Genomic DNA, 11,690 nt, shown 5'->3' on the forward strand with positions numbered 1-11,690 from the left:
CGGTACGCTCTGGAATTAACTTTCCTTCTGCTTCCCAACGTCTGAGTGTTGAGGGAGATACTCCTTTAATTTTTGCGGCTTCGGAAATACTAAACTTATTCATAAATACATTATAGCATAAAAAATGAGTAAATTTAGATAATTTTAGCGAGAAATTTGTGTTCAGTCAGTTACCCCTTCTAGCGCAAGTAAAGCGAGTACAGTTGTTAAAAAGAGGAGTAAGTGAGTCATTTGGGTAATAGGTAATAGGTCATGGGTAATTGGGAATGGGTTCTTTGTCTCCTATCCTAACCTTTTGCCTCTTTTGTGTTCTCTGTTCCCTTTGTCACTCACTAAATGATCACTCACCACCATTAAATTAGTTGTTCGTGATCTAACACTCGGTTTAGTTTGCCACTCTTGTATCCTTCTAAATCTAAGGTGACATAGAGAAAGCCTAACTCTTGTAAATCGGCTACTAACCGGGGTAAGTCTGTGGTGACAACAAATTGGGTAATTTGTTCGGGAGGCAGTTCAATGCGTGCCGTATCCCCCGCAGAACGCACGCGAAGATTCGTCCACCCCAGTTTACGGAGGTAAATTTCGGCCCGGCCTACGCGCTGTAATTTGGCAACGGTGATTTCTTCTCCGTAGGGAAAGCGGGAACTTAAACAGGGTTGAGAGGGTTTATCCCACCACGGCAAGTCTAACTGTTTACTCAGTTGTCGGACATCGGCTTTTGTAATGCCTGTTTCAGCTAAGGGTGATCTTGCTCCGCGTTCTTTGGCTGCTTGTATTCCGGGCCGATAGTCTTGTAAGTCGTCGGCATTTACCCCATCAATAACATAAGGATACCCTCTTTGGAGAGCTAAGGGTTTTAGGGTGTCGTGGAGTTCGCTTTTACAAAAATAACAGCGATTGACGGGGTTAGAGGTATAGTTGGGGTTGTCCATTTCTCCGGTGTTCACCCGTTCATGAGGAATGCCAATGGTTGCTGCTTGAATTTTGGCATCTTCTAAGTCTTCGGGGAGGAGGGAGGGGGAAACGGCAGTGACGGCTAATGCGCGATCGCCCAATACATCATAAGCGACTTTCGCTACGAGGGTACTGTCAATCCCCCCAGAATAAGCAATCAATGCTCGTTCCATCTGAGCAAATAGGGTTCTTAATTGTTCTAATTTTTCGTTGAGCATAGGTTTCTTCTTTGTTCTTTGTTGTTGTTTGTTGTTGGTTGTTTGTTCTAACTCATAAATCCTCCCTAGTCAGACTAGCATTTATAATTAATTGTTTATTGCTTATTGCTGATTGTTTATTGTTTATTGTTAATGGGTAAACAGAGAGTAAAACAACTGCCTTCTCCGGGGGTAGAGGTTACGGTGAGATCACCCCCGTGGAGACGTGCTAACTTCTGCGAGAGTGCTAGGCCCAGTCCAGTTCCCTTATGCTTGCGCTGGAGGGGATTTTTGATTTGTTGGAAGGGCTGAAAAAGATCATCTAAATGTTCTGGTGCAATCCCAATTCCGGTATCAATAACAGCATAACAAATCTGTTCTGGGGTTTGATATACCTTTAGGGCGATTGTCCCCGCCTGAGTGAATTTGATAGCATTGGATAACAGGTTAATTAAAATTTGCTTGATCCGCCGTTGATCCGCAACACAAGTTTTAATTTTATCATCTATCTCTAGTTTTAATTCTAAGTCTTGTAAACGAGCTAATTCTTCCACTATCGAGAGACATGAAACACACAATTCTTCAACGGCAAAAGGTTCAATATAAAGTTCTTCTCGTTGGGCTTCAATTTTAGATATATCTAATAAATCATTAACTAAATGAAGCAAATGCTCTCCAGATGAAACAATGGCACTCATGTATTGAGTTTGTTTATCATTGAGTTCACCATAAATTTGTTCAAGTAGCATCCGTGCAAACCCTAAAATCCCAGTTAAGGGGGTTCTTAATTCATGGCTCATTGTTGACAAAAGCGCACTTTTATGCTGATATTCTTGTTCTAATTTCTTGATATTTTCTTGATTTTTAACTCGCGTGATATAATGAGCGAGGGTGTCTGCAATATCTTGCAATTTCTGAATAACAACAGGGTGAAATGTATAGGGACGAGTGACGGTTTGTAGCACTAGAGAACCATAGAGTGTATTTTGAAATCCAATGGGAATACTGAGAATAGAATAGGTTTTATATTTCTTCTGCTCGCACTGAAAATATGGATAATTGTTACAAAATTTCGGATAATTGGTTTGTAGGAAATAGGGGGGGGTTTGATCTTGTCGATCTAGGGCTAAAACGCTTTGAAAAGGTAAACTGGGAAAGCGACTATTATACACAGTTGGAATGGTGTCATCACATCGCCATTCGTATTCGGCCCAGACTTCTGATTGTTCTAAGGTAAACCATAAAACCCGTTCTAAGTCAAGGCTTTCTCCAATGGTTGTAATAATCTTTTGAATATGGGTTTCTAACGGGGAGGAAATGCGGAGAATTTCACTAATTTTTTCTCGTAATTTTAGACAGTTTTGTTGGAAATATAATTTTTCTTCGAGATGATTTTGGTAAATTGCGATCGCGCATTGTTGAGCAATGGTTTTCGCCAAATTCACTTCTTCTGGACTCCAATGGCGAATCTGATCGCAGCAATGCAAACTAATTGCCCCAAACGAAGAATTTTGATAATATAAAGGCATCAAAATCCCGGCTTGTAAACAGGCATCTTGAGTGGCGGGATAAATGGGTGACGCGACTTGTTCTTCTCCCTCTGAAATTACTAGATATTTTCCGGCTTCGAGGGAATCAGGATAACTGTGGGAGGGGATTCCTGGCAACTCAAACCAAATGGGTTGATAAGGGGTTTGTGCGGACACATAATGGATTTTTAAGTTTTGTTGTTCATCTGGTAACAACAAAAAGCACCGACTTAATGCTAAACTCTGATGAAGCAAATTTAAACTTTGCTGTAAACGGTCATCGAGGTTAGAAAACTGCCAAAATTCTTGCACAAAATGATTCAGGGATGTAGAAAATATTTCGGGAGAACAATCGCCAGTATAAGATTGAAGGGTAGCCGATAATCGCTCCAACTGAGACCAAAAAATACAGTCGGTGATTCCCGACTGCCAGTATAGCCGTAATTGTCCATTTTCAACAGGGGGAATGACTATGAAAAGGGGGAGAGAGGGGTATTGTTGATCTCGGAGTTGGCTGAGGGTGCGGCAAAAGGAGGGAGAGAAAGGCTTTTCCGAGAATGCTGCGATCGCAATTATCGCCTGATAAGCAGTAAGGGATTGTTGACTAAGGACTTCAATAGAGGGAACATTGATCTCATAAGTCAACAATACATCTTGTTCCAAAGATTGAATAACCGACGTTATCGCCTCTTGGGAATGGCCCAGGAATAAGCAATGTAGAGGTTTTTGAACCCTTACCATAATCTCTAGAACTGCCGACGGGAAAAAATGAGGACAGCGATCGCTAATAATACAATCATATATGCCACACCATAGAGAGCATTACCTAATAAGTCTCCCGTAGAAGGCAAAACTCCATAAACCGCCTCATTGCGTAAATTGAGACGAGATAAATTAGGCAGAATCACATAAATGCCTTGGGTGAGGGTTTGGATAGCCCCATTTTCACCTAACTTTCCTAATCTTACTAAATCACTACTGAAATGGCCGACTAAGTACACCCCCAAAGATAACGACATAGCGAGAATATTATCCGTAAATACCCCAAACAAAAGAGCCGTCGCCACCAATACCCCCAACTCTAACAGCAAATACACTATCGACAGAGCAACAGTAGGCAAGGGATAAGGCACACGGGACCAAGCGAAAAACCCCAAGGTAATGAGACTCATGGCCACGGCCATCACCGTCAAAACCGCCCACACCCCGAAATGCTTCCCCACAATGAACTCGGCCCGAGTGATAGGCTTAGGAATCATCACCAAAATAGTCCGTTTGTCGATCTCCTTATTGATTAACCCCGTTGCCACAAAAATAGCCACAATGGCACTAAACAAACTCAAAGCCGCCAAACCAAAATCCAACAAAATCTTATCACTCATGCCCCCCGAAATCTCCGGCAAGAGGCGCGTTGCCAACCCCAACAACAGGGCAAAAAAGAGGATAATGTATAAAATGCGATCGCGGATTGTCTCCTGAAACCCATTGGCCGCAACCGTCCAAATTCGTCCTAAATTCATGCCTAACTTCCCTGACGCTATCATCCATCATCTCTGTTATCCCAATATACTGGGAACTGAGAACGAATAACCAATCACAGATTACTGATTACTGATCAAGCCATGTTAGAACCCCTCGGCGTAGAACAAAAATCCATCTCCACCAGCTTAGGGAGAATGGTCTATTACACCCCCAGCCAACCTCCTTGGCGCGACACCGACACCCCCACAGAACAACCCACAATAGTCTTTTTTCATGGATTTGGGGGCGGTTCATCCGCCTACGAGTGGTCTAAAGTCTATCCGGCCTTCGTAGAAGATTATCGCATTTTAGCCCCCGATTTAATGGGATGGGGGCGATCGCAACATCCCGAACGCAACTACCAACCCGAAGACTACCTCCAAACCCTACAAGAATTCATCGAAACCACCACCGACGGCCCCATCATCGCCATCGCCTCCTCCCTCACCGCCGCCCTCATCCTCCGTCTCGCCGTCGCCTCCCCCCACCTCTTTCAAACCCTCATCCTCACCACCCCCTCCGGCCTCTCCGACTTCGGTCAAGACTACCGCCAAAGCCTCATCGTCCAAATCATCAACACCCCCTTTCTAGATAACCTCCTCTACCGGGGCCTCATCGCCACCTCTGGAGGCATAGAAAACTTCCTCAGCACCCGACAATTCGCCCAACCAGAACGCATTTACCCCGAAATCATCCAAGCCTACCTCCAATCCGCCCAACAACCCAACGCCGAATACGCCGCCCTCTCCTTCGTCCGAGGCGACCTATGCTTTGATCTGGCCAAATACGTCCCCCAACTCACCATCCCCACCGCCTTCCTCTGGGGACAAAAATCCCAATTCACCAGCCCCAACCTCGGCAAACGCCTCGCCCAACTCAACCCCGAAACCGTAAAAATTTTCTGCGAACTAGAAAACGTCGGCCTCACCCCCCAACTCGAACTCCCCGCCCTCACCATTGGCTTCATTCGCCATTGTCTCAAACAATTAACAACTCACAATTAACAATTCCAACCAAGAAACCGGGTTTCTATCAGGGTTGAATGGTTACACAGTCCAGTTAAAACAGAAACCCGGTTTCTCCCCCCTAAAACCCTAGTGAAACCCAAAGCAGAATCTAAACATTAAAGCGGAATAATAAAACATCCCCTTCCTTCACCACATACTCTTTCCCCTCACTACGCAGTAACCCTTTTTCCTTCGCTGCATTCATTGAACCTGCCGCCACTAAATCATCATAACCAATTGTTTCAGCACGAATAAAACCCCGTTCAAAATCCGAGTGAATTACCCCGGCGGCTTGGGGTGCAGTCATTCCCGCCACAATTGTCCAAGCGCGGGTTTCTTTTTCTCCAGTCGTTAAATACGTCCGTAATCCTAATAAATCATACGTCGCCCGGATTAACGATTGAAGTCCCCCTTCTGTCACCCCTAATGCGTCTAAAAAGTCCTTACTTTCTTCTTCCGAAAGTTCCACTAACTCCGCTTCTACTTGTGCTGAAACGACCACCACTTTCGCGTTTTCCCCTTGTGCCACTTCGCGCACCGCATCCACCCATTGATTCCCCTCCGCTAGGTCATCTTCGGAGACATTGGTGGCATAAATAATTGGCTTGCGGGTTAATAAACCCAACGGTCGAATTAATTTATCTTCGTCTTCCGTTAATTCCACCTGTCTGGCGGGTTTCCCTTCGTTTAACACCGCTTCGAGACGCTCTAGGATTTCTACCTCAACCTGAATGTCTTTATCCTTTTTCGCCTGTTTTCTCGCCCGTTCTAGGCGTTTTTCCACTTGGGTTAAATCAGACAATCCCAATTCTAAATTAATGGTTTCAATATCCCGCACTGGATCAACTGATCCCGCTACATGAATAATATTTTCATCGTCAAAACAACGCACCACATGAACGATCGCATCGACTTCCCGGATATTGGCGAGAAACTGGTTTCCTAACCCTTCCCCTTGACTTGCCCCTTTGACTAATCCGGCAATGTCCACAAATTCAATGCGAGTAGGGACAATTTGCTCCGATTTAGAGATTTCTGCCAGGACCGCCAAACGGGAGTCTGGGACCGCGACAACGCCTACATTCGGTTCAATGGTACAAAAGGGAAAGTTAGCCGCATCGGCCTTGGCATTGGCGATGAGGGCGTTAAATAAGGTAGATTTACCAACATTGGGTAATCCAACGATTCCGGCTCTTAACATGGGTGCTTTAAGTGAGAAAGGACAATCGAACTATCAAGACATCAACCTCCTACTGTAACAAGATTTGGGAAAATCCCGTTGGGAGTAAATTGTTTGTCATCAACCCTTTCAGGAGGCCCGGTCGTAATCTCCCCACCTCTGGGAACATCTTGTTGAACTCTCCCCTCGTTGTACACTGTTTATGGAGTGTAAGGACAGGGGGGCAAATCGCACATTGGGCTACCCCTGAAACCGCCGCAGGAATATAGGAGAAACAATGGTGAGTGCAACCCTAGAGCAAACCCAGGTCGATTTAGCCGCAGTTAATTCCCAACTAACCTCAGCCAACGCTCAAGAGATTGTTCAATGGGCCGCAGATACTTTTCAAGAAGGACTGGTGATGAGTACCAGTTTTGGCATTCAATCCGCCGTGATGCTGCACTTGGTTACGCAAATTGTCCCCCATATTCCCGTCATTTGGGTGGATACAGGCTATTTACCTTCGGAAACCTATAATTTTGCGGAAGAATTAACCCAACGCCTCAATCTCAATCTTAAAGTTTATCAGTCTCCCATGAGTCCAGCCCGCATGGAGGCTAAATACGGGAAACTCTGGGAAAAAGAGGATGTGGAGTCTTTGAATTTATATGACCACATTCGCAAGGTTGAACCCATGCAGCGTGCGTTACAGGAGTTAAAGGCGACGGCTTGGTTAGCGGGGTTACGGAAGGATCAAACCAACCATCGCCAAAATCTCGGCTATGTTAACCGACAGGGCAATATTTACAAAATTTTGCCGATTCTTGATTGGAATTCCCGTGATGTCTATCAGTATTTAACTCGCTTTGATTTACCCTATCATCCGCTTTTTGACCAAGGCTATGTGACGGTGGGGGATTGGCATTCGAGTCGCCCTCTGATGGCGGATGATCAACATGAGCGAGACACTCGCTTTCAAGGGATGAAGCAGGAATGTGGCCTCCATTTACCGCAGACGGTGGGGGAGGAAGAAAGTCTCAATTCAAGTAGTTTGTAAGCAATTTTCCGTTTTCCCTTTAAAATAAGTAAAGAAATGTAACAAAAGCTGGACAAAGGGATTATTGTAATATGGCTGATTCTCAACCTACTCCGACGGCGACTCCTGATTTATCTGAGCCTAAGTTCGGGTTTAATGACTATGCGGAGCGTCTCAATGGTCGTGCTGCGATGATTGGGTTTAGTTTAACGTTGATTATTGAGTTATTGACGGGACAAGGGGTTCTTACTTGGTTAGGACTCCAGTAGCTTGATTGGGTGGCTGAGAAATCGGGTTTCTGAGGCGAGTTGGGGGTAATATTCTCTAATTGGTGAGGGAAACCGGGTTTCTGGGTTGTCTGTTTAGGCGAGAAACCGGGTTACTAATGCCAGTTGGGGGAAAGTCTCTCATTGGGAATAGAAACCCGGTTTCTTCTCTTTTGGGTGCGTTACCCTGTCGCGCTTCGCACCCTACGGTTTACCATCTAAGTGGCTTCTGCAATGACAGAGTTGCCTTTTAAGAGATTGACGGCTTTTTGATACTGTAAATCGGCTTCTGTGCCAATTTGGGAGACGGTGATGGGGTCTTGGGAGATTTCATAGTCGGGGGTGATGCCTTGTTTGTTAATGTCGGTATGGTTGGGGGTTTCGTATTTGGCTACTGTGACTGCTAACCCGGCATCGTCGGAGAGTTCAAAGAGGGATTGAATTAATCCTTTGCCAAAGGTGGTTTGTCCGACTAGGGTGGCTCGGTGGTTGTCTTGTAATGCTCCGGCGACAATTTCGCTGGCACTGGCGGTCCCTTTGTTGACTAGCACGGCTAAGGGTGCGTCGGTGATGGCGTTGTGGTCTGCATAGAAGCTGTCGAACATTCCTTGACGGTTGACGGTATAGACAATGGGGTCATTGTCTATCCAGAGGCGGGCGATGGAGACTCCGGCTTGTAATAGTCCGCCGGGGTTGTTGCGGAGGTCGAGAATGTAGGCTTCTGCGCCTTGGTTATCGAGTTTTTGGATGGCGGTTTTTAGTTCTTGGGTGGCGTTGGCACTAAATTGGGAGAGACGGATGTAACCGATGGGGGTGTCGCTGTTTTCGGTGTCTAGTTGCGCGTGGACGGGGTTGAGGGAAATGCGATCGCGCACTATCTTGATTTTTTCCGTTTTTTCTTCCTCTGGATGCTCTACGGTTAACACCACAGAAGTCCCAATTTTGCCCCGCATCCGCGTGGCGGCTTCATCTAAGGCCATGTCTTGGGTCTTAAAACCGTCAATTTCTAAAATATAATCTCCGGCTTGTACCCCTGCGGCTTCGGCAGGAGACCCAGCGATGGGTGTTACCACTTCTAATTGGTGAGTTTCTGGGGCTAAGTCAATTTGTAAGCCGACTCCTGAGAGTTCCCCGGAGGTACTGACTTGTAAACTCCGGTATTGTTCGGGACGCAATAACCGAGTAAAGGGGTCATCGAGGGTGGCTAACATCTCCTCAATGGCATCATAGGCATCGTCTCGGTCATCAAAGGGCTTGCGGAGATAGTTTTGCCGCATTAACCACCAATTTTGATCGTTAAAGGTGTCGTCGATATACGCCTGATTAACAATTCGCCAGGCTTGTAAAAAAATTTTCTGATCTTCTGTAAAGGCGTTGGCCTGCGGGGTCCATCCCAACCAAGAGAGCGTGACCAAACAGACACAACCTAGTCCAACCCAGAATCCTCGTTTCCGCATTCGCCTTGATCCTGCTTTTCTAAAACACAAATGAGCTTATTTATTAATGGTACACAAAACTTTAAGATTGACTGGGGAAGGGCAGCACTACCGAAAAATTTTCTGAGAAATTTCCGGTGATCCCCCTGTCATCCCTCTACCTATGTTACATTTTTTAAAGAGGAGGTTAAGGTTAATCCTTGTAAAATGAGAATTCTTAGCCTTCTAGTTAGCCTTCTAGGTCCGATGGTTTGTCCGGCCTGTGCTGGACTCTCAGCGTAACATCTGCACCAATTATTTGTTCAAGACTTCTGGCCTCATGTTTTCAAAGCAAGTCACCGATTCTAAACCGTTTCAATGGTTTGAAGAACGCCTCGAAATTCAGGCGATCGCAGATGATATCACCAGTAAATACGTTCCCCCCCATGTCAATATCTTCTATTGTCTGGGCGGAATTACTCTGGTGTGTTTTCTGATCCAATTCGCCACCGGCTTTGCGATGACCTTTTATTACCAACCGTCTGTCGCTGAAGCCTTTAATTCTGTTGAGTACATCATGACCGAAGTGAACTTCGGTTGGCTGATCCGGTCGATTCATCGCTGGTCCGCCAGTATGATGGTCTTAATGATGATTCTCCACACCTTCCGCGTCTATCTCACAGGTGGTTTCAAAAAGCCTCGTGAGTTAACTTGGGTCACGGGTGTGATTCTCGCCGTGATTACCGTTTCCTTTGGTGTCACAGGCTACTCTCTGCCTTGGGACCAAGTGGGATACTGGGCGGTTAATATTGTGTCCGGTGTTCCCGCAGCTATTCCCGTGGTAGGCGACCAACTCGTCGAACTGATGCGCGGGGGTGCGTCTGTGGGACAATCCACACTCAGCCGTTTCTATAGCTTGCACACCTTTGTCTTGCCTTGGCTGATTGCTGTCTTTATGTTGTTCCACTTCTTAATGATTCGGAAGCAAGGAATTTCTGGGCCCTTATAAGGTGCGATGGGAGGAGCGATTGTACTGGTGTGCCAAGGGGCAATTCCAGTACAATTTAATCAATCCCCTTGCCTTCCATGGCTTGCTTAATTCCACGCTTGCTGATTCTAAAATTAATAATCGAGATTAAGGAGACAACTTTTTACTATGTCAACCCTCAAAAAGCCAGACCTGAGCGATCCGAAGCTACGCGCTAAGTTGGCGCAGGGTATGGGTCACAACTATTACGGTGAACCCGCATGGCCCAATGACCTGCTTTATACGTTCCCCATTGTGATTGTGGGAACGATTGGTTTGGTGGTTGGTTTAGCGGTACTTGATCCGGCGATGATCGGTGAACCGGCTGATCCCTTTGCCACTCCCTTAGAAATTCTGCCGGAATGGTATCTTTACCCCACGTTCCAACTGTTGCGGATTCTGCCCAACAAATTATTAGGAATTGCCTCTATGGCCGCAGTTCCCCTAGGATTGATTCTTGTTCCCTTTATTGAAAATGTGAATAAGTTCCAAAATCCCTTCCGTCGTCCTGTGGCCACTGCGGTGTTTTTGATTGGGACCGTTGTCACCCTTTGGTTAGGGGCTGGCGCGACCTATCCTTTAGACGAATCTTTAACGTTAGGCTTGTTCTAACCCCATACGGGCTTAACGTCGAAAAGAGTAAAAAAAGCCTGCGATCGCCATATTAAAGCGCGATCGCAGGTATTTTCATTCGGGGGTGCGATAGCGACCGAACTTAGATATTAAGCAATTTTTTCCACTTCATCTTCTCGCAAATGAGCGCGAAACTTCTTCGTGAATTTGACTTGTATCGGGAAATTGGCACTTACGGGTCTTCCCTGCCATTCGGTTAAAATACCGATCACCTCGCCTTCTAAGCCTTTAATATCAAAAGGTTCTTTTTTGTGTTCTGGATGGTGATAGACAATCACAGACTCTTTAACTCTGATGCGATCGCCAACATTCATAAAAGTGTCTCTCTCCCTCAAGCGTGACAGTACAGACAGCAAAACCCGACCTGAATCGAACTTTGCCTTTATTATTGTTGCATACCTTGGGAACGTCGGGAGATGGGGGAGTTGATAGTTGAGAGTTGATAGTGGAGAGTTGAGAGTTGGCGGTTTTCAACCCGTTGCGTAGCCTCCTTTTAGAATCCACGTTTTTCAAAGCGTGGAGAAGTCAACCTCAACCCATCTGAAAACGTTATAATCACCAGAAAAGTGTGAAGTAATTTTAAGGAAACCCCAAAAAACTATGTTCTTTGAAGAACTGACCCCCCTAGGCCAAGAATTCATGCAGCAACCCATTGCTTTTATGGGAGGAGTATTAGCCGGAGCATTACGTCTCAACCTCAACGAAGACCCCCTCAAAAGTTGGCTAGAGGAACAAGGCGGCCAAGTCCCCACCTCCAACCCCTCCCCCAGCAACTCCCAAAATGGCGGGCCTCAATCCATCAATATTCAATGACCCCCACCTACTTCGTGAGGTGAGGGAGTGGGGAGAGATAACCTTCCCGTAGCTGCGAATAGCTCTCCAGGGGTATTGCGGATTAACACTACTGGTCGTTTCTCTAGACCGGATTAGCTGTAAGGGGGCGGAA

Annotated in this window: 13 protein-coding genes; 6 read left to right on the plus strand and 7 right to left on the minus strand. The window is 46.0% G+C overall.

What is annotated here, in order from left to right:
- From PN462_RS23550 to PN462_RS12855, 4 genes are all read right to left on the minus strand, one after another.
- A partial coding sequence (locus tag PN462_RS23550) for a MerR family DNA-binding transcriptional regulator (protein WP_443029113.1) occupies window positions 1-103 on the minus strand: 103 nt, incomplete at its 3' end.
- 250 nt (window positions 104-353) lie between these two features.
- The gene (gene larE / locus PN462_RS12845; protein WP_272128666.1) at window positions 354-1,172 is read right to left on the minus strand and encodes an ATP-dependent sacrificial sulfur transferase LarE; all 819 of its coding nucleotides are present in this window, start codon (window positions 1,170-1,172) and stop codon (window positions 354-356) included.
- 116 nt (window positions 1,173-1,288) lie between these two features.
- Window positions 1,289-3,421, minus strand: a complete 2,133-nt coding sequence (locus PN462_RS12850) for a sensor histidine kinase (protein ID WP_272128668.1) — start codon at window positions 3,419-3,421, stop codon at window positions 1,289-1,291.
- 5 nt (window positions 3,422-3,426) lie between these two features.
- On the minus strand, window positions 3,427-4,200 hold the full coding sequence (locus PN462_RS12855; RefSeq protein WP_272128669.1) for an ABC transporter permease: 774 nt from the start codon (window positions 4,198-4,200) through the stop codon (window positions 3,427-3,429).
- A 102-nt stretch (window positions 4,201-4,302) separates the two neighbouring features.
- Between PN462_RS12855 and PN462_RS12860 the strand changes: the two genes are divergently transcribed.
- Window positions 4,303-5,205, plus strand: coding sequence for an alpha/beta fold hydrolase (locus PN462_RS12860; protein ID WP_272128670.1), 903 nt, complete (start codon window positions 4,303-4,305; stop codon window positions 5,203-5,205).
- Window positions 5,206-5,317: 112 nt separating this feature from the next.
- Here the strand turns inward: PN462_RS12860 and ychF are convergent, their stop codons facing one another.
- Entirely contained in the window at window positions 5,318-6,409 is a 1,092-nt protein-coding gene (gene ychF / locus PN462_RS12865) for a redox-regulated ATPase YchF (RefSeq protein WP_272128671.1), read from the minus strand.
- A 256-nt stretch (window positions 6,410-6,665) separates the two neighbouring features.
- On the opposite strand from ychF, the gene cysH reads away from it, so the two are divergent.
- Together cysH and PN462_RS12875 are read left to right on the plus strand one after the other, a co-directional pair.
- The gene (gene cysH, locus PN462_RS12870) at window positions 6,666-7,424 is read left to right on the plus strand and encodes a phosphoadenosine phosphosulfate reductase (protein ID WP_272128672.1); all 759 of its coding nucleotides are present in this window, start codon (window positions 6,666-6,668) and stop codon (window positions 7,422-7,424) included.
- Window positions 7,425-7,495: 71 nt separating this feature from the next.
- Window positions 7,496-7,672, plus strand: a complete 177-nt coding sequence (locus PN462_RS12875) for a hypothetical protein (protein WP_272128673.1) — start codon at window positions 7,496-7,498, stop codon at window positions 7,670-7,672.
- Between the two features lie 215 nt (window positions 7,673-7,887).
- Here PN462_RS12875 and ctpA read toward each other — a convergent pair whose 3' ends face one another.
- On the minus strand, window positions 7,888-9,126 hold the full coding sequence (ctpA, locus tag PN462_RS12880) for a carboxyl-terminal processing protease CtpA (protein ID WP_334310454.1): 1,239 nt from the start codon (window positions 9,124-9,126) through the stop codon (window positions 7,888-7,890).
- Between the two features lie 298 nt (window positions 9,127-9,424).
- Between ctpA and petB the strand changes: the two genes are divergently transcribed.
- A complete protein-coding gene (gene petB, locus PN462_RS12885; protein WP_272128675.1) occupies window positions 9,425-10,093 on the plus strand; it encodes a cytochrome b6 in 669 nt (222 codons plus the stop codon).
- Window positions 10,094-10,240: 147 nt separating this feature from the next.
- A complete protein-coding gene (gene petD / locus PN462_RS12890) occupies window positions 10,241-10,723 on the plus strand; it encodes a cytochrome b6-f complex subunit IV (protein ID WP_272128676.1) in 483 nt (160 codons plus the stop codon).
- A gap of 110 nt (window positions 10,724-10,833) precedes the next feature.
- Here petD and PN462_RS12895 read toward each other — a convergent pair whose 3' ends face one another.
- Window positions 10,834-11,058 carry a ferredoxin-thioredoxin reductase variable chain gene (locus PN462_RS12895; RefSeq protein ID WP_272128678.1) on the minus strand — a complete coding sequence of 75 codons (225 nt, stop codon included), beginning with the start codon at window positions 11,056-11,058 and terminating at the stop codon, window positions 10,834-10,836.
- Window positions 11,059-11,344: 286 nt separating this feature from the next.
- Here PN462_RS12895 and PN462_RS12900 point away from each other — a divergent pair, with 286 nt between their 5' ends.
- Window positions 11,345-11,557, plus strand: a complete 213-nt coding sequence (locus PN462_RS12900) for a hypothetical protein (protein WP_272128679.1) — start codon at window positions 11,345-11,347, stop codon at window positions 11,555-11,557.
- Window positions 11,558-11,690 lie beyond the last annotated feature (133 nt).

The sequence above is a fragment of the Spirulina sp. CS-785/01 genome, assembly GCF_028330525.1.
Lineage (GTDB): Bacteria > Cyanobacteriota > Cyanobacteriia > Cyanobacteriales > Spirulinaceae > JAQMSD01.

What these genes read in the sequence shown, in the direction of transcription:
- larE (WP_272128666.1), bottom strand. Translation starts at nt 1,172, where the DNA reads ATGCTCAACGAAAAATTAGAACAATTAAGAACCCTATTTGCTCAGATG.
- PN462_RS12850 (WP_272128668.1), bottom strand. Translation starts at nt 3,421, where the DNA reads ATGGTAAGGGTTCAAAAACCTCTACATTGCTTATTCCTGGGCCATTCC.
- PN462_RS12855 (WP_272128669.1), bottom strand. Translation starts at nt 4,200, where the DNA reads ATGAATTTAGGACGAATTTGGACGGTTGCGGCCAATGGGTTTCAGGAG.
- PN462_RS12860 (WP_272128670.1), top strand. Translation starts at nt 4,303, where the DNA reads ATGTTAGAACCCCTCGGCGTAGAACAAAAATCCATCTCCACCAGCTTA.
- ychF (WP_272128671.1), bottom strand. Translation starts at nt 6,409, where the DNA reads ATGTTAAGAGCCGGAATCGTTGGATTACCCAATGTTGGTAAATCTACC.
- cysH (WP_272128672.1), top strand. Translation starts at nt 6,666, where the DNA reads ATGGTGAGTGCAACCCTAGAGCAAACCCAGGTCGATTTAGCCGCAGTT.
- PN462_RS12875 (WP_272128673.1), top strand. Translation starts at nt 7,496, where the DNA reads ATGGCTGATTCTCAACCTACTCCGACGGCGACTCCTGATTTATCTGAG.
- ctpA (WP_334310454.1), bottom strand. Translation starts at nt 9,126, where the DNA reads ATGCGGAAACGAGGATTCTGGGTTGGACTAGGTTGTGTCTGTTTGGTC.
- petB (WP_272128675.1), top strand. Translation starts at nt 9,425, where the DNA reads ATGTTTTCAAAGCAAGTCACCGATTCTAAACCGTTTCAATGGTTTGAA.
- petD (WP_272128676.1), top strand. Translation starts at nt 10,241, where the DNA reads ATGTCAACCCTCAAAAAGCCAGACCTGAGCGATCCGAAGCTACGCGCT.
- PN462_RS12895 (WP_272128678.1), bottom strand. Translation starts at nt 11,058, where the DNA reads ATGAATGTTGGCGATCGCATCAGAGTTAAAGAGTCTGTGATTGTCTAT.
- PN462_RS12900 (WP_272128679.1), top strand. Translation starts at nt 11,345, where the DNA reads ATGTTCTTTGAAGAACTGACCCCCCTAGGCCAAGAATTCATGCAGCAA.